This window comes from Meridianimaribacter sp. CL38 (assembly GCF_004328055.1).
GTDB classification, from domain to species: domain Bacteria; phylum Bacteroidota; class Bacteroidia; order Flavobacteriales; family Flavobacteriaceae; genus Gaetbulibacter_B; species Gaetbulibacter_B jejuensis.
The window spans coordinates 557,460-575,171 of the sequence record NZ_QKWS01000002.1; the positions used below are offsets into that span (position 1 = coordinate 557,460).

Annotated in this window: 19 protein-coding genes; 10 read left to right on the top strand and 9 right to left on the bottom strand. The window is 32.0% G+C overall.

Annotation, left to right across the window (positions count from 1 at the left end; translation table 11 throughout):
* Positions 1 to 8: 8 nt before the first annotated feature.
* The 4 genes from DMZ43_RS07700 to DMZ43_RS07715 all read right to left on the bottom strand — a co-directional run bounded on the left by DMZ43_RS07700 (position 9) and on the right by DMZ43_RS07715 (position 2,684).
* The gene (locus tag DMZ43_RS07700; protein WP_187347850.1) at positions 9 to 338 is read right to left on the bottom strand and encodes a DNA-directed RNA polymerase subunit omega; all 330 of its coding nucleotides are present in this window, start codon (positions 336 to 338) and stop codon (positions 9 to 11) included.
* Positions 339 to 349: 11 nt separating this feature from the next.
* Positions 350 to 1,165, bottom strand: a complete 816-nt coding sequence (locus DMZ43_RS07705) for an outer membrane protein assembly factor BamD (protein ID WP_129760343.1) — start codon at positions 1,163 to 1,165, stop codon at positions 350 to 352.
* Positions 1,166 to 1,287: 122 nt separating this feature from the next.
* Positions 1,288 to 2,166, bottom strand: a complete 879-nt coding sequence (dapA, locus tag DMZ43_RS07710; RefSeq protein ID WP_131507148.1) for a 4-hydroxy-tetrahydrodipicolinate synthase — start codon at positions 2,164 to 2,166, stop codon at positions 1,288 to 1,290.
* Positions 2,166 to 2,684: a hypothetical protein gene (locus DMZ43_RS07715; protein ID WP_131507150.1), complete on the bottom strand. Its 519-nt coding sequence runs from the start codon at positions 2,682 to 2,684 to the stop codon at positions 2,166 to 2,168. The genes dapA and DMZ43_RS07715 overlap by 1 nt, the downstream gene beginning before the upstream one ends.
* A gap of 68 nt (positions 2,685 to 2,752) precedes the next feature.
* On the opposite strand from DMZ43_RS07715, the gene DMZ43_RS07720 reads away from it, so the two are divergent.
* The 3 genes from DMZ43_RS07720 (at position 2,753) to DMZ43_RS07730 (ending at position 4,887) form a co-directional block, all read left to right on the top strand.
* Positions 2,753 to 3,511 (top strand): 5'-nucleotidase C-terminal domain-containing protein, encoded by a 759-nt coding sequence (locus tag DMZ43_RS07720; protein WP_129760346.1) that lies wholly within the window; start codon positions 2,753 to 2,755, stop codon positions 3,509 to 3,511.
* A gap of 3 nt (positions 3,512 to 3,514) precedes the next feature.
* The gene (locus DMZ43_RS07725; RefSeq protein ID WP_131507152.1) at positions 3,515 to 4,426 is read left to right on the top strand and encodes a bifunctional UDP-sugar hydrolase/5'-nucleotidase; all 912 of its coding nucleotides are present in this window, start codon (positions 3,515 to 3,517) and stop codon (positions 4,424 to 4,426) included.
* A 71-nt stretch (positions 4,427 to 4,497) separates the two neighbouring features.
* The gene (locus DMZ43_RS07730) at positions 4,498 to 4,887 is read left to right on the top strand and encodes a DoxX family protein (RefSeq protein ID WP_131507154.1); all 390 of its coding nucleotides are present in this window, start codon (positions 4,498 to 4,500) and stop codon (positions 4,885 to 4,887) included.
* On the opposite strand, the gene DMZ43_RS07735 is transcribed toward DMZ43_RS07730, so the two are convergent.
* Positions 4,876 to 5,595 (bottom strand): hypothetical protein, encoded by a 720-nt coding sequence (locus DMZ43_RS07735; protein WP_131507156.1) that lies wholly within the window; start codon positions 5,593 to 5,595, stop codon positions 4,876 to 4,878. The genes DMZ43_RS07730 and DMZ43_RS07735 overlap by 12 nt on opposite strands.
* A gap of 99 nt (positions 5,596 to 5,694) precedes the next feature.
* Positions 5,695 to 7,689: an NAD-dependent DNA ligase LigA gene (gene ligA, locus DMZ43_RS07740; RefSeq protein WP_131507157.1), complete on the bottom strand. Its 1,995-nt coding sequence runs from the start codon at positions 7,687 to 7,689 to the stop codon at positions 5,695 to 5,697.
* A 60-nt stretch (positions 7,690 to 7,749) separates the two neighbouring features.
* Between ligA and DMZ43_RS07745 the strand changes: the two genes are divergently transcribed.
* A complete protein-coding gene (locus tag DMZ43_RS07745; RefSeq protein WP_131507159.1) occupies positions 7,750 to 10,020 on the top strand; it encodes a beta-N-acetylhexosaminidase in 2,271 nt (756 codons plus the stop codon).
* A gap of 111 nt (positions 10,021 to 10,131) precedes the next feature.
* Positions 10,132 to 10,827 (top strand): copper homeostasis protein CutC, encoded by a 696-nt coding sequence (locus tag DMZ43_RS07750; RefSeq protein WP_131507161.1) that lies wholly within the window; start codon positions 10,132 to 10,134, stop codon positions 10,825 to 10,827.
* A gap of 15 nt (positions 10,828 to 10,842) precedes the next feature.
* On the opposite strand, the gene prmC is transcribed toward DMZ43_RS07750, so the two are convergent.
* Positions 10,843 to 11,706 (bottom strand): peptide chain release factor N(5)-glutamine methyltransferase, encoded by an 864-nt coding sequence (prmC, locus tag DMZ43_RS07755; RefSeq protein WP_131507163.1) that lies wholly within the window; start codon positions 11,704 to 11,706, stop codon positions 10,843 to 10,845.
* Complete coding sequence (locus tag DMZ43_RS07760) at positions 11,703 to 12,194, bottom strand: GNAT family N-acetyltransferase (protein ID WP_131507165.1); 492 nt, start codon at positions 12,192 to 12,194, stop codon at positions 11,703 to 11,705. Before DMZ43_RS07760 ends, prmC begins: the two co-directional genes overlap by 4 nt.
* Before the next feature lie 364 nt (positions 12,195 to 12,558).
* Between DMZ43_RS07760 and ribD the strand changes: the two genes are divergently transcribed.
* From ribD to DMZ43_RS07780, 4 genes are read left to right on the top strand one after another with little or no spacing between them, the layout of a single operon-like run.
* Positions 12,559 to 13,554 (top strand): bifunctional diaminohydroxyphosphoribosylaminopyrimidine deaminase/5-amino-6-(5-phosphoribosylamino)uracil reductase RibD, encoded by a 996-nt coding sequence (gene ribD / locus DMZ43_RS07765; protein ID WP_131507167.1) that lies wholly within the window; start codon positions 12,559 to 12,561, stop codon positions 13,552 to 13,554.
* 29 nt (positions 13,555 to 13,583) lie between these two features.
* Complete coding sequence (locus DMZ43_RS07770; RefSeq protein ID WP_131507168.1) at positions 13,584 to 14,195, top strand: HAD family phosphatase; 612 nt, start codon at positions 13,584 to 13,586, stop codon at positions 14,193 to 14,195.
* A complete protein-coding gene (locus DMZ43_RS07775; RefSeq protein WP_131507170.1) occupies positions 14,195 to 15,055 on the top strand; it encodes an EamA family transporter in 861 nt (286 codons plus the stop codon). The genes DMZ43_RS07770 and DMZ43_RS07775 overlap by 1 nt, the downstream gene beginning before the upstream one ends.
* Entirely contained in the window at positions 15,055 to 15,669 is a 615-nt protein-coding gene (locus DMZ43_RS07780; RefSeq protein WP_131507172.1) for a YigZ family protein, read from the top strand. The genes DMZ43_RS07775 and DMZ43_RS07780 overlap by 1 nt, the downstream gene beginning before the upstream one ends.
* On the opposite strand, the gene DMZ43_RS07785 is transcribed toward DMZ43_RS07780, so the two are convergent.
* A complete protein-coding gene (locus DMZ43_RS07785; RefSeq protein WP_131507174.1) occupies positions 15,666 to 16,076 on the bottom strand; it encodes a thioesterase family protein in 411 nt (136 codons plus the stop codon). The genes DMZ43_RS07780 and DMZ43_RS07785 overlap by 4 nt on opposite strands.
* Positions 16,077 to 16,275: 199 nt before the next feature.
* On the opposite strand from DMZ43_RS07785, the gene dnaA reads away from it, so the two are divergent.
* Complete coding sequence (gene dnaA, locus DMZ43_RS07790) at positions 16,276 to 17,703, top strand: chromosomal replication initiator protein DnaA (protein WP_129760360.1); 1,428 nt, start codon at positions 16,276 to 16,278, stop codon at positions 17,701 to 17,703.
* The last annotated feature ends 9 nt before the right edge of the window (positions 17,704 to 17,712 follow it).

The following is a 17,712-nucleotide window of genomic DNA, read 5'->3' on the forward strand; positions in this document are numbered from 1 at the left end:
CTTAAATCTTATTCCTGATTGTTGTCTTCAGTATTTCTGAAATAAATTTTGTCATCTAACCATTCTTGAACAGCTAGTGCATGAGGCTTAGGTAGTTTTTCATAAAACTTAGACACCTCTATTTGCTCTTTATTTTCAAAAATTTCTTCAAGACTATCATTGTAGGTTGCAAACTCCTCAAGTTTATCGATAAGTTCTCTACGAATGTCAGTGTTAATTTGTTCAGCTCTTTTTGAAATTACAGAAATAGCTTCGTAAATATTACTTGTTGAAGCGTCAATTTCATTTCTGTCATAAGTTACAGTTGTAACAGGAGCATTGGTTTTCTTTAAATCCATTATCTTAATAATTAACTTTTTACTTTGAATGTCTCTAATTCTGTTTGTAATTCTTCGTTCATTTTATTGGCTGCTTCTGCATGTTCAGACTCAGGATAAAACTTAATAAAAGAATTGTAATAGGCAACAGCAGTATTTAAACGTGCTTCTTTTTTAATTCTTACACTATTTATAGCTAGAGTAAATGCTGAATCTAAACGATAAAACATAGCATCTTCTCTAAAACTAGTTCCTGGGTAATCAATTAAAAAATTATCAAAAGCTTTTATAGCTGCTTCATAATCTGAAGCGTCATAATAAGCTATTTTGTTGTATTGTTTTGCAATTTCATATGCCTTCTTTTCTAATTTGTAATCCAACTCCTTTACCATTTCGTTTACTTCTGGTAAGTATTCAGAATTAGGATATTTAGAAATAAAGATTTGAAGTTTATCTAATGCTTCATAAGTTTCTTTTTGTTCTTTACTATAAACTGGAGACAGCATATAGAAACTTTTTGCTGACAAAAATGAAGCTTCTTCGGCTTTTTCACTTCTAGGGTAACTGCTTTCAAAGCGTTCAAACTGATAACCAGACAAGTGATAGTCTTTCATCATGTAATAAGACTTAGAGTACATATACATTAACTTTTCAGCTTGTGGTTTTCCTCTGTATTGCGGAACTATTTGAGCAAACAACCTGTTAGCTTTACTATATTTTTCAGCTTCAAAAAGTTCAGTTCCTAAAGTAAACTTTTCAGCTATATCTTCAGATTTCAATGCTTTTTGAAACTCGCTACAAGAGGTTAACAGTAATCCTAATAAAAGTGTGTAAAATAAATTCTTCATAAAATTTAAACAGAATGCAAAAGTACGTATTTATAACGTATTATAAAAACAAAAATTTTGTGCTAAAATAAAGGTTGTAACGTGTTATGAGTAAGCTTTATATAAACTTTAACTTTTTAGGTTTAATCTAGCTTATTAACTGCTTCTTTAATTTTAGATTTTAACCCTTCTGTTGCTTCTACAAGTGGCAACCTTACTGTACTTTTTGCAAGATCAAGTGTTTCAAAAACAGCCTTAATACCTGCAGGATTGTTTTCTGCAAAAATTAAACTTGTAATATCCATTAAATCAAAGTGAATTGCGTAAGCTTCACTTGCTTTTCCTTCAAGACCAAGATTTATCATTTTGGTAAATTGTTTAGGTAATGCTTGCCCTATTACCGAAATCACTCCTGCTCCACCTGCTAAAACTACACCAAGCGCTAAATCGTCATCTCCTGAAATAATCAAGAAATCTTCTGGTTTGTTCTTAATCAAGGTTAAGTATTGAGCCACATTGTTACCTGCTTCTTTAACTGCTATGATATTTTCAAAATCATTTGCTAAGCGCAATGTAGTTTCTGGCAACATGTTTGACGATGTTCTTCCTGGTACATTATATAAAATAATAGGTTTTGGAGACGCTTGCGAAATGGCCTTAAAATGTTGATAAATGCCTTCTTGTGTTGGCTTACTGTAATATGGAGACACTGATAAAATAGCATCGATATGAGACAAATCGGTTGTGTTAATCTCTTCAATAACTGCTGCTGTATTATTACCTCCAATTCCTAAAACTAAAGGTAAACGACCATTATTTGCTTCAACTATAGTATTAATTATGGCTTTCTTTTCTTCAGAAGTGATAGTTACACTCTCTCCTGTTGTACCACTAATAACCAAGTAGTCTGTTCCGTTATCTATGTTGTAATTAACAATATTTGTAAGCGCTTCAAAATCTACAGTTAAATCAGATTTAAAAGGCGTTATTAAGGCAACTCCTGTGCCGTAAAATGTATTCATTATATTTTGTTTAAAACCGTTAAATATTTTTTTAATTCGTTTTTAAATAGCGTAAACTCTTTTGGTGCAACATTTATTATTAAATCGTAAAAACGATCATCAATTCCTGCTAATCCTACTTTAAACTTAGCTTTTGAAGCTACACTAATTAAATTAAGATCTAAAACATCTTGCTTATAAAAGCTAATTAAGATGTCAAACTCTGTGTCAATAAATGTTTGAAGCTCTACGTTTTTTATTTTCCCGTTCCAACCAAAATCTTTTGGATTGAAATAGGTATCCCAAAGGTCGTTACTATCTTTGTTATCTTCAACATAAGCGACAATTTTAACTTTATTTCGCTTAATGTCTATGGACTCAAAAAACGTTCTGAAAGCTTCAAAATCAGAAAATTCACTTAAGTGTAAAATCACTCCTACTTTATCAACCTTAGTATTGCTAAAAGACCCATTCCTAGAATTTAACAATTTGTTGATATATTTTTGATTTGATTTTTCCCTAAATGCCTTTAAAATCATTTATCTTTATCCTTTTTGCAAATGTAGTAAATAGTGCTACATCTTTTTGTAACTTTTTAAAATATCCTATGAATTTCAAACACCTTTTAGTTGTTGCTTCAGTCTTGATTTTCACCTCTTGTAAACAGGAAAATCATTTATATAGAATTGAAGGTAAACAGATACAAATTACCGATAGTCTTCAAGCTAATTCTGACGTTGAAGCATTCATTAAACCCTATCGTGAGCATGTTAACAAAAACCTTGACAGTGTTTTAGCATATTCCGTTGATACCTACTCAAAAAACGATGGAGAATACAACACAGCTGTAGGAAATTTTATGGCTGATGCTATCTACGAACAAGCAAATCCTGTATTTAAGAAAAGAACAGGAAAAGACATCGATTTTGTTTTACTTAATCATGGTGGAATTCGATCTATACTCTCTAAAGGTAATGTTACAGCAAGAACTGCTTATGGATTAATGCCTTTTGAAAACTCAATGGTTGTGGTTGACTTAAAAGGCGCTCAAGTAAAAGAGTTATTAGAATATCTAGCTAAAGCAAAAAGAGCGCATCCAATTTCTAAATTAAAATTAGCTATTGACGCAGATTTCAATGTTGCTTCAGCTAGTTTACACGACTCTCCTATTGATTTTGATAAAAACTATTTTGTTTTAACCAATGATTACTTATACAATGGTGGTGACCACATGGATTTTTTCAAAACCAACGACAGTCTTTATGATTTAGATTACAAAATTAGAAATGCTCTTATAGATTATTTCAAAAAAGTAGACACTATTAATCCTGTAATTGATGACAGATTTATTCAATTAAAAAACTAAGCCATGAAAAGAAGAGACTTTATACAAAAAACAGCTGCTGCATCAACCTTAATAGGATTAGGTGGTTTAGGACTACAATCGTTTGCAACTCCTCCAAAAAAAATCACTATTCTTCATACCAATGACGTTCATAGTCACATTGATGCTTTTGGACCTGAAGATGGCAGAAACGCAAATAAAGGTGGTGTTGCTAGACGCGCTAGTTTAATTGAAGCGATACGAAAAGAAAACCCTAATACCTTATTAATGGACGCTGGCGATATTTTTCAAGGCACTCCTTACTTTAATTATTATGGTGGCGAATTGGAATTTAAGCTGATGAGTATGCTTAAATACGATGTTGCTACAATTGGAAATCACGATTTCGACAATGGTATAGATGGTTTATATGCACAATTACCACATGCTGATTTTGATTTTATTTCAGCTAATTATGATTTTAAAAACACCATAATGGACACTCATGTAAAACCTTACAAAACCTTTACAAAAGAAGGTATTAAAATTGGTGTTTTTGGTCTTGGAATTCAGTTAGATGGTTTGGTAGGTAAAGATATGTATAAAGAAACTGTATACATGGATCCTATAGAAACTGCTCAGGAAATGACGCGCGTTTTAAAAGAGACCGAACGTTGCGATTTAATTATTTGTCTTTCGCATATTGGGTATTACTACAAAAATAGTCCTGAAAAAGTATGCGACCTTAACTTAGCAAAAGCCACCAAAGATATTGACTTAATTATTGGTGGACACACGCATACGTTTTTGCCAAAACCAACTGTTGTTAAAAACATTGAAGGTAAAAACACCCTTGTAAACCAAGTAGGTTGCTATGGTATAAACCTAGGTAAAATCGACTTTTATTTTGATGCTGATAAAAACAAAGCTGCTGAAGGAACCTCTATTATAGTTTAGAATTTTAACACTAAAATGATAGGGTTAAACTAGTTTTGCGTCTAAATGGGATATTAACTAAAAATAATCTCATGAAAACTAAACTTCTTTTTATCCTCAGATTAGCAGTTGCAATTATTTTAATTCAAACTCTTAGATTTAAGTTTACAGCACATCCTGATAGTGTGTACATTTTTTCGCAAGTTGGTCTTGAACCTTATGGCAGGATTGCCATTGGAGTTCTTGAACTCATAGCCGGAATACTTTTACTTATTCCCAAAACTGTTTGGGCAGGTGCAACACTAACATTAGGTGTAATTTTTGGTGCAATAGTTATGCATTTAACACAACTAGGTATTCAAGTTAATAATGATGGAGGAGTTTTATTTTCAACTGCAGTAGTAACTTTTATACTTTCTGCTATTATCCTTTATTTTTACAAAAAAGACATTCCTGTGATTGGAAAAAAATTAAACTTCTAGTTTATTATAATTTTCCTCGTGGCTAATTTTTGCCTGTAAATAGAAGAATACAAAAGCAAGCACTAAGAAGATAGAACATAGTACATTTAATACGTTTACTTCCGAAACATAAAAATAAGCTAGTTGTATTACTTCTGAAAAGACTATAAAAATCGAACCCACTAAAAAGTTCATCGATTTTTTATCGTCTTTGTATATGTAGTTTATAAGCGCTACAGACAACAAAGCCATTATAACTATATTATAAACAAATTCAAGCAAATACTCTGCAAATTGCAATTCAGGTTTTGTAGTGTTTGTAACAACAATTACACACGAAATATCTAAAACCAATAAAATTATTATATGAACTGGCAATTTGGCAATCACTTCTTTAATATCCAATGTTTTTAATATTTGTATTATCAAAAACGTATATGATATGATATACATTGCATTAATAATGTAATAAGAGTAGTCAGCCATAAAACTATCAGGAGAAATTTGCCAAGACAAGAAGTTAAAAACATCTGCAACTGTAAATGTTATTAAAAATAAAAAGAAAAACTTTCTTTTATTTTCAACGCGCGAACAGTATAAGATACTAAGCAAGACCAAAAGCAATGCTCTAATACCTGAGGCATAATACTCATACTTAAAGAGTTGTAATCCTAAAAAGACAACACTAAGTACAGCAAGTAATGCTATTAATGTTTTTGGTTTTTGCATTTATTTAATTAATCCCTTATTGGGACAAATATAAATAAAAAATACAATTAAACGAATAAAAATGCATTTTATCGATGAAAATTAACATTTTGTAGGATTTTACCTAATCATTGATAAAAATTCTTCTTCTGAAAGAATAGGTATATTTAAGGATTCTGCTTTTGTTTTTTTACTTGGTCCCATGTTGTCTCCAGCAACAACATAGCTTGTTTTAGAAGATATTGAAGAAGACACTTTACCTCCATTATCTTCAATAAGCTTTTTAAGCTCATTTCTAGACACAGAAGTAAACACGCCAGATACTACAAACGTAGACCCTTCTAATTTATTGGTTTGATTTGCTAATTTTTCAGCTGAAATTTCCAATTGCACTCCAAAATGTTTTAGCCTTTCAATAATAGAGCTATTCGCTTCCGAAGCAAAAAAGGCAACAACACTTTCTGCTATCTTCACTCCTATTTCATCTACATTGACAAGTTCTTCTTCCGAAGCATTTTTAATCGCATCAATAGTTTTATAATGTTTAACCAGTTTTTTTGCAACGGTTTCTCCAACATACCTAATACCTAACGCATACAAAACGCGCTCAAAAGGAATTTGCTTAGATGCTTCAATTCCGTTAATAAGGTTTTCAGCACTTTTTTGAGCCATACGTTCTAAGGGCAACACTTGGTCTACAGTTAATTCATATAAATCAGAATAATTTGTAATTAAACCTGCATTAACCAACAAAGCAACGGTTTCTCCTCCTAAGCCATCAATATCCATCGCTTTTCTTGAAATAAAATGCTGTATGCGACCAATGATTTGAGGATTACATCCATTGTAATTCGGACAATAATGTTGTGCTTCACCTTCAGTTCTTACCAATTCAGTATTGCATTCTGGACAGTGGGTAATATATTCAGTTGGTTTAGAATCTGCTGGTCGTTTACTTAAATCTACAGCTATAATTTTAGGGATTATCTCTCCTCCTTTTTCTACATACACCTCATCACCTTCTCTAATATCCAACTTCGCAATCTGGTCAGCATTATGCAATGATGCTCGTTTAACAGTTGTTCCTGCTAATTCTACAGGCTCTAAATTTGCAACTGGAGTAATTGCTCCTGTTCGCCCAACTTGATAAGTAATTTCATTTAACCGAGTAGAAACTTGCTCTGCCTTAAACTTATAAGCCATTGCCCAACGTGGTGCTTTGGCTGTATATCCTAATTCCTCTTGTTGATATAAGCTGTTTACCTTTATAACAACACCATCAGTTTCGTAAGGTAAATTATGTCTATGCTCATCCCAATAGGCAATAAATTCTAAAACCTCATCAATTGAATTAGCAAGTTTAGCTGCTTGCGGAACTTTAAATCCCCAAGCTCTAGCTTTTTCTAAACTTTCAAATTGTGTGGAAATATTCAAATTAGTTCCTGTAATATTATAAAGCAAACATTCCAAAGGACGTTTAGCTACTTCAGTACTATCTTGTAGCTTCAAGCTTCCTGAAGCTGTATTTCTTGGGTTTCTATATGGTTCTTCTCCTATTTCAATGCGCTCTTCATTCATTTTATTAAACCCTTCAAAAGGCAAAACGATTTCACCTCTTATATCGAATTTAGGTGGAAAATCGCCTTTCAACTGCAACGGAACTGATTTAATGGTTTTTATATTAGTAGTAACATTATCACCTTGAAATCCGTCACCTCTTGTAACCGCTTTTGTAAGTTGTCCATTTTCATACGTTAAGCTAATAGACGCACCATCATATTTAAGTTCACAGGTATATTGTACTTCACCATCAACTTGCTTTTTAATACGAGTTTCCCAATCTAACAAATCTTCTTTAGAGTAAGAGTTATCCAAAGAATACATACGATGTTCATGAACAACAGTTTCAAAATTCTTTGTAACCTCTCCTCCTACACGCAATGTAGGCGAACTTGCATCATAAAACTCAGGATGATTTGCTTCCAACTCTTGAAGCTGCTTAAGCTTTACATCAAAATCAAAATCACTTATTGTAGGATTATCCAATATGTAGTAATTATAATTATGCTGACGCAATTCATCACGAAGGGTTTCTATTTGCTGTTTAATATCCATTAAAGTAATTGAGAAAAGTTATCTTTTTTGAGTTATATTTAAAGCATCTAATATACTAAAATGCCTTTCAAGAAAATAACCGTTTGTATTGTTTTTATCAGTTTTTTATTCAATTGCCAAAACACTGAAACACCAAGTATTACGCCTCAAATTATCCCAATTCCTTTAGAGCAAACTATTAATAAAGGCTATTTTGTTTTAGACAATTCTACCGGAATAAAGTATACTGACGATTTTAAAATCTCTGCAGAATTTTTAAAATCCTACATTGAAAATGGAAGTTCCATAAAGCTACAGGACAATAATTCTATTTCATTTATAAAAGATGAGAGTATTGAAAATCTCGAAGGATATTTGCTTGAAATTCTTCCGAAGTCAATTGTAATTAAAGCAAAAACAGATCAAGGTGCGTTTTATGCTGTACAATCTTTACGACAATTACTACCTACCGAATTTGAAAACAAAATGCTTTCTGAAGCAAAAGCACTTATCCCTTGTGCTACAATTAAAGACGAGCCACAATTCGAGCATCGAGGCATGCACTTAGATGTATCCAGACACATGTTTTCGGTTGAATTCATAAAGAAATATATAGATGCTTTAGCGATGCTTAAAATGAATACGTTTCATTGGCATTTAACCGACGATCAAGGTTGGCGAATTGAAATCAAAAAATATCCAAAACTGCAAGAAGTTGCTGCTTATAGAAACGAAACCCTTATTGGTCATTATAGCGACCAACCTCAACAATTTGACGGTAAAACATATGGAGGTTTTTACACACAAGAAGAAGTTAAAGAGGTAGTCGCTTATGCTAAAAGCAGGTTTGTTACAGTAATTCCTGAGATTGAACTTCCTGGTCATGCACAAGCTGCTATTGCCGCTTATCCTGAATTAGGTTGTACTGGAAAACAAATAGATGTTGCCACAACATGGGGCGTTTTTGAAGATATTTTTTGCCCAAAAGAAGAAACATTTACTTTTTTAGAAAGTGTTTTAGACGAGGTTGCTACTCTTTTTCCTAGCACATACATTCATATTGGTGGTGATGAAGCTCCAAAAACCAGATGGAAAAACTGTGAATATTGTCAAAAACTCATAAAGAATAAAGGTTTGAAAAACGAACACGAGCTACAAAGCTATTTTATAGCACGTATTGAAAAATATCTTAACAGCAAAGGCAAGCAAATTATAGGTTGGGTCGAAATTCTTGAAGGCGGTTTAGCTCCAAATGCAACTGTAATGTCATGGAGAGGGATTGAAGGTGCTGTTGAAGCTGCAAAGCAACACCATAATGTAATTATGACACCTACGTCTCATTGTTATTTTGACTATTACCAAAGCGAAAACGACAACGAACCTATAGCTATTGGTGGCTTTTTACCATTAGAAAAAGTGTATGGTTTTAATCCAATCCCTGAGGAACTCAATGATGACGAAGCGCAATACATTTTAGGTGCACAAGGGAACATTTGGACAGAGTACATTAACACCGAAAGTCAATTGGAATATATGGCTTTTCCACGAATGTTAGCCATGAGCGAAGTGGTTTGGTCAAAACCAGAAAACAAAAACTATTCTGACTTTGTGAAACGTGTTGAGAATTTTCACAAGAGACTCGATGCTTTAGATATTAATTATGCTAATCATCTTTATGAGATTGAAGGTGAGTTACTATCAAATGATAATCTTAGCTATCAACTAAAAACGCTAACTGACGGTAAAACTATAAGATACACCCTAGACAGTTCGGAACCTACACTGCAATCAGAAATTTATAATCAACCTATTCCAATTACTGAAAGCGTGACCATTAAAGCTTCCCTCTTTAATAATGAAAAACAATTAGGTAAAGTTTTCACTCAAAACATTAATCATCATAAGGCAGTAGGAAAAAAGATTACCATAAATAAAGCACCTCACAAATCCTATCCTGGAAGTGGTGCTGAAGGATTAATCAATGGTATTTCTGGAAGCGATTCACGTTATGGCGACAAAGAATGGTTAGGATTTTGGGGAGAAGATATCGCGATTATCATTGATTTAGGTGAAGAAATAGAAATCAATTCTATTGAAACTCGATTTTACAATGGACAAGGCCAATGGATTTATGCTCCAAAGGAAATTGAATTTGGGTTTGATGCTCATGGCTTGGATTCTAAGGCTAAACTTCCAGAAGTTTTAGATAAGATGCTACCAGTTATTATAAAGGCAGATGTTTCATCTAGATATATTTATTTGAAAATCCCAAACTATGGAACCATTTCAGAAGGTAAACAAGGTGCTGGTAACAAAGCGTGGACGTTTATAGATGAGATAATTGTGAATTAACCTATATAATCGTCAGTTCGAGTGAAATTATGTAATAATTTTATATCGAGAACAAGCATCTCGATACAATTTTGATAAATCAAAATCACTCGATGTGACAAACACAAAAACATGCTTTTAGAAATCTGTGCCAATTCCTATCAATCATCTAAAAACGCTCAAGATGCAGGAGCTCATCGTATTGAGTTATGTCAAGAGCTTTCTGTTGGTGGTATTACACCTAGTTATGGTTTATTAAAACAGGTTAGAGATACACTTTCAATTCCGGTGTTTGTATTAATTAGACCTCGTAGTGGAAATTTTGTCTACACAGAAGATGAGCTTGACATCATGAAACAAGACATTCAATTATGTAAAGACTTAGGTTTTCAAGGCATCGTTTCAGGGGTTTTAAATGCAGATGATACTATTGACTTAAAACAAACAAAAGAACTTGTAGAGCTTTCCAAACCACTTTCTTTTACATTTCATCGTGCGTTTGATTGCGTTAAAAATCCTGAAGAAGCTCTCGAACAGCTCATCAATTTAGGTATTGAAAGAGTACTGACTTCTGGTTTACAACCTTCAGCTGAAAAAGGCATTAATACCCTAAAAAAACTAAACGAAAAAGCTAAAGGAAGAATTACCATTTTAGCAGGTAGTGGCATTAACCAAAATAACGCTAAACGTTTTAAAGAAATAGGATTAAAGGAAATTCACGCGTCAGCTTCTTCATCCATCGAAAGTGATGGTTCGTTATTTTCAACACCTCTCACCTTTTCTGACTCAAAAAAAATTAAAGCCATATTAAGTGTAATTAGTCATTAAGAATTATTGAAAACCCTAAAGCTTTACTGCTTTCATCATTCTATCATTATCAAATAAGTCTTGCTTGAGTTCTACGTTTTTAAAAGAAAATGTCTGCATTAAATCAACCATTTCTTTTCCTAAATATTGATTAATTTCAAAATACAAAGTGCCTTTTTCTTTCAAATAAATAGTTGAAAATTCACATATAGCTCGGTAAAATAACAACGGATCATGGTCATCAACAAATAACGCTAGGTGTGGCTCATGATTGAGCACATTTGGTTTTACTTCCTGCTTTTCAAGTTGTCGTACATAAGGCGGATTGGACACTATGATATCAAATTTAAAATCTGATTTAAACCCATTAGGATTTAAAATATCATCATTTATAAATTGCACAGATACATTATTATTTTCAGCATTTTGTCTTGCTACTTCCAACACGTTTCTACTAACATCTAAAGCATAAACTTTAGCATTTGGCAAGTGTTTAGCCAGAGAAATCGCGATACAACCTGTTCCTGTACCAATATCTAAAATGTTTAATTGAACATCTTGGTTTTGTTCTGAGTGATTTTTGATAACCCACTCTACAAGTTCTTCGGTTTCAGGTCTTGGAATTAAGGTATCTGGATTGACCTTGAACATTAAACCGTAAAACTCAGTTTCTCCAATAATATACTGAATAGGCTCTTGCTGTTCTAGTCTGCTTAAAGCATCTTGAAAAACTTCTTCGTCTTTTTTATTGATAATAGCATTTGGCTCTAAAGCTAAAGCCATTCTATTTAAACCAACAATATGCTCAGTCAAGAGATAGAAAAAGCTATCAACCTCTTGTTTACCATAAATAGTATCTAGCGTTTTATGAAATAATGTTTGAATGTCTTTTAACTTCATAACTTTTTTATCATCCATACATTACACGAATAGTGTCCTGTATTTCCCATTGGCTTATCTAGTGACTGAAACCCTACTCTAGCATAGAGTTTTGTAGCTGCTTTCATATATGGCAAGGTTTCTAAATAACAGTGTTCAAACCCAAATTTTTTAGCTTGCTCAAGACAAACTGCCATCATTTTTGCACCTAAACCAGTACCTCTAGCTTCTGGTAAAAAATACATTTTTTGCAATTCGCAAACATTTCCTTGGTAGTTATCTAATTGCGAAATGCCTGCTCCTCCAATAATTTTACCATTGTGGTCAATAACGAAATATTTAGATTTAGGAGTATCATACGTTTTTGTCATACAATCCAAAGCTTTATCTTCATAGGCTGTTCCAACTTTAGGCACTCCAAACTCAATAAGCACCTCTCTAATAACCTTTGCAATTTGCTGGTCATCTTCAGGTTGTATTTCTCTAATTACAATATTATTATTGCTCACTTTATTGTATTATTTTTATCCCGAAATTTTTCGGGATGAAGATACATATTATAAATTCGATTTTGATAAGAAATCATTCAATTGCTTTGGTAGATTTCAGTTTTTGTTTCTGAACCATTTAATTAAATCTTTAATCATATATAATAATGGTAATGCTATCAGAAAAAATGCTACAATAGCGCTTGTTAAGATTGATTTGTATACATATGGAAACTCCATTTCAGGTATTGAAATCATATATGAATAACCTATTATCATTATAAAAATGCAAACTAAATAAGATAATAAGCGATAAAAGAAATTTTTCAATGTTATTTAATTTTCTATAAATATAAATTATAATATTTGTTAATTATTACTCTTCTTGAAACAACACGACTATTACATAAAACGCTGTATTGAAATTGCCAAAAACGGATTGGGAACCACAAGACCAAACCCAATGGTTGGTTGTGTGATTGTGCATAACAATTCTATTATTGGCGAAGGCTTTACAAGTTCTTATGGTGGCAATCATGCTGAAGTAAATGCCATAGCATCGGTAAAAGACAAATCTTTGCTAGAAAAAGCGACACTTTATGTTACTTTAGAACCTTGCAGTCATTTTGGAAAAACGCCACCTTGTAGCGATTTAATAATTAAACATAACATCCCTAAAGTTGTAATTGGCACTATTGACACTCATAGTAAAGTTGCAGGAAAAGGTATTGAAAAACTAAAAAAGGCTGGATGCAATGTTGTTGTTGGCGTTTTAGAAGACGCTTGTAAAAAGCATCATAAACGCTTCTTTACATTTCACAACAAGCAACGTCCTTATATTATTTTAAAATGGGCTCAAACTACTGATGGTTTTATTGCTCCATTAACTAAAGAAGAACAAAAACCTGTTTGGATTACTAACACCTACTCACGACAATTAGTGCATAAATGGCGTAGTGAAGAACAAGCTATTCTGGTTGGTACAAATACTGTTTTACAAGACAACCCAAGCTTAACCGTGAGGGATTGGACTGGAACACATCCTATTCGTGTGGTTTTAGACAAAAACGAAACGCTTTCAAAAACACATAAGGTCTTTAATAACGATGCACAAACCATAGTAATCAAAGACACGTCAGCTCAAGCAATTTGTAAAGCTTTATATGATGCTGAAATTAATTCTGTAATTATTGAAGGAGGCTCAAAAACCTTACAGCTTTTTATAGATTCTGGTGTTTGGGATGAAGCACGAGTGTTTACAGGACAAACTATGTTTAAAGAAGGTGTAAAAGCACCTAATTTTACAGGAAAGCTAATTTCTGAAGAAAACATTAAAAATGATATTTTAAGGATTTATGAAAATCCTGATAAGGATGTATAACTAAAAAAATCCGTTTACACGAAAAAACTATGATTAAAACCTTAATATTTGATTTTGGTGATGTGTTTATCAACTTAGATAAAGAAGGCGCAATGAATAACGCTCTTAATTTGTTTGAAGTTGAAACTTTCCCTGAAGAACTCATTGCCATAAATAGTTTGTATGAGCAAGGACTAATATCTAGCGAAGAGTTTATAGAGTTTTATGTAGAGAATTTCCCTAAACTCTCAAAAGAATCCATTCTTGATGCTTGGAACTATATTTTGAGAGATTTCCCTACTCATCGTTTAGAGTTTTTAAAAACACTAGCTAAAACTGATGACTACAAACTAATTTTATTAAGTAATACTAATGAATTACATATTAATTGGATAAAAGACAAGGTGGAATTTTACGACGATTTTAAAACTCAATTTCATGAGTTTTATTTATCGCACGAAATCAATTTAAGAAAACCTAACGCTAACATTTATGAGTTTGTACTCCTTGAAAACAATTTAAAACCTGAAGAGTGCCTTTTTATTGACGACACCAAAGAGAACACTGACTCTGCATCAAAACTAGGTATCCATACCTGGAACATCAACCCTACTACTGAAGATGTTGTAAATTTATTCACTATAAACAACCATTTATTTTAATGTATTTAGTTTTTAGCATACTCGCTTCAACTTTAATTTTTATTGTTTTTAAGCTCTTTCAACGATTTAAAATTGACACTACTCAAGCTATAGTTGTCAACTATTTTATAGCATGTATTGTTGGTTTAATCGCATACGATTCGCCTATCAGTATTTCTGAAATCACAAGCTCAAGATGGTTTTTGGGAGCCGTTTTTTTAGGTGTTTTATTTATAAGTATTTTTATTGTAATGGCGATTACAGTTCAAAAAAACGGTGTTTCTGTTGCTTCAGTAGCTTCAAAAATGAGTGTTGTAATTCCTGTTATTTTTGGTATTTACGTCTATAATGAAAGTACTGGATTTCAAAAGCTGATAGGTATATTACTAGCTTTAGCTGCAGTATATTTAGCTTCAATAAAAGCGGGATCTAAAATCAATTTTAAGAAAAACTTACTCTTTCCTATACTTTTGTTTTTAGGTTCTGGAGTTATAGACACCTCTATTAAATATCTAGAAACTACTTACGTTCCTGAAAATGGAATTCCTATTTTTTCTGCAACAATTTTTGGTTGCGCAGCATTAATTGGTGTATTAACCCTTATTGCAAAACTATTTAAAGGCGAATTTAAATTTCAACCTAAAAGTTTATTAGGAGGTATTACTCTTGGTATTATAAACTACAGTTCTATTTACTTTTTATTAAAAGCACTAGACCATGAAACGTTTGAGAGCTCTACTCTATTTACAGTAAATAATGTAGGTATTGTGATGCTTTCCACTTTAACAGGTTTGGTTTTATTTGGAGAAAAACTTTCTGCTAAAAACTGGTTAGGTATTGTTTTAGCGATTGTCTCAATAATTTTAGTGACATTAGCATAATGAAAGATACTTTCAAAACCATAAACAAACCATCTGAAGAAATCTTATTCAAAGACAAAAACAGTAAATTTTTTGGATATGCGTTTCCTGTGTCTTCTGAAGATAAGGTTAAACAATATATTGAAGATTTAAAAAAACAACACCACCAAGCCAGACATTGGTGTTATGCTTACCAAATAGGAACAGACGAAACCAACATACAGTTTAGGGCAAATGATGACGGTGAACCCAACAACAGTGCAGGCATGCCTATTTATGGGCAAATACAATCTTTTGAAGTCACAAATATTTTAATAGTAGTTGTAAGATACTTTGGAGGCGTAAAACTAGGTGTTAGTGGTTTAATAAATGCTTATAAAACAGCGGCTCAATTAAGTTTAGAAGCTTCAAAAATTGTTACTAAAACTATTAACAGGCATTACAAAATCACTTTTGATTACAAAAACATGAATAAAGTGATGCGTATTATAAAAGAAAAAAACATAAAGGTTTTAGATCAAAAACTAGAATTAGATTGCCAACTTAATATTTCTGTAAGATTAAAAGAAAGCGAATCTATTTTTAATGCTTTTGATAGCTTATTTGAAGTTTCTATAAGCCCATTAAACGATTAATCTTGTAATTTGTCTAAAATATATTTTGGACATCTTGTAGGTCTATTCTTGTTAATATCTATAAACGCCAAAACTGTATTTCCTGTCGTTAAAATTTCATTTTTAGAATTTAAAATTTCGTAGTCAAATTCTATAGTTGCTGTTGGCATTTTTTTTAGTTTTGTTATCACTTTAATAACATCATCATAATACGCTGACTTTTTGAATTTTACATTTAAAGATATAACCGGAAGCATAACACCATCTTCTTCCATTTGTTTATAAGTTACTCCTAATTTTCTTAACCACTCTGTTCTACCTATTTCAAAATATTGCGCGTAGTTTCCATGGTAAACCACACCCATTTGATCTGTTTCACCATAACGTACTCTAATCTGATTTTCAGAGCATTTTGTAGGATTAACCATAAAATTTTAATTTTTTTTTTGTACTTTCAACAAGTTTTAAACATGAGAAAAAAATTCTTAAAATTCAACGAGTTTTGATTTTTTTTTTAAGAATTTTGTTCACATATTTGTCAGGTAAAAAAAATGACTCAAGAGAAACTCGAATTTCTCTTTTTTTTACTAAACTAAACTAACTAAACATCAAAAATTAACTTAGAGAATGAATGTAACTGCGCAATCGGTTTGGAATAATTGCCTTTCTTTTATAAAAGATAACATACAACCCCAAGCATACAAAACTTGGTTTGAACCAATTGTAGCAGTTAAACTTACAGACAATGCTTTAAGCATTCAAGTACCTAGTAAATTCTTCTACGAGTGGCTTGAAGAACACTATGTAAAAATCCTTAAAGTTGCGCTTACAAAAGAACTTGGAGAAACTGCTAAATTGGTATATGTTATTAAAATGGAAAACACCTATGGTAACAAACAACCATTTACTGAAAAAATACCAAGTTCTAACAGAACAGCTGTTAAGTCGCAAGATGTTGATATTCCTTTAAACAATAAAAATCCTGAGCTTAAAAACCCATTTGTAATTCCTGGAATTAGAAATGTAAAAATTGAGTCTCAATTAAACCCTAACTACAACTTTGAAAATTTCCTTGAAGGAGATTCAAACAGGTTAGCAAGAAATGCAGGTTTAGCAGTTGCTAACAAACCTGGAGGAACATCGTTTAACCCATTACTTATTTTTGGTGGTGTTGGATTAGGAAAAACCCACTTAGCTCATGCTATTGGTATTGATATTAAAGACAAGTATCCTGAAAAGACGGTACTTTATATATCTGCTGAAAAATTTACACAACAATATATTGACTCAGTAAAAAAGAATAACAGAAATGACTTTATTCATTTTTATCAAATTATTGATGTCTTAATTATTGATGATGTTCAGTTTTTCTCGGGCAAATCTGGAACTCAAGATGTATTCTTCCATATCTTCAACCATTTACACCAAAATGGTAAGCAAGTCATTTTAACAAGTGATAAAGCTCCTGTTGATATGCAAGATATTGAGCAACGCTTATTGTCTCGTTTTAAATGGGGACTTTCAGCAGAACTACAGAGTCCTGATTTTGAAACAAGAGTATCTATTCTTAAAAACAAACTCTACAGAGATGGTGTTGAAATGCCTGAAGAAATTATAGAGTATGTTGCTAAAAACATTAAAACTAACGTTAGAGAATTAGAAGGCGCTATAATCTCTTTAATAGCACAATCTTCATTCAATAAAAAGGAAATTACAATAAACTTAGCTAAGGATATTGTTGAAAAATTTGTTAAGAATACTAAGAGAGAAGTTTCAATTGACTATATCCAAAAAGTAGTTTCTGACTACTTCCAAATGGACGTTAGCACATTACAGTCTAAAACCCGAAAGCGTCACATTGTACAAGCTAGACAATTAGCTATGTTTTTTGCTAAAAAATTCACTAAAGCTTCTTTAGCGAGTATTGGCTCTCAAATTGGAAAACGCGACCACGCAACAGTATTACATGCTTGTAAAACTGTAGACAATTTATCTTCTACTGACAAACAGTTTAGAAAATACGTAGAAGATCTTTCTAAAAAATTATCGCTCTAAAATTAAGTT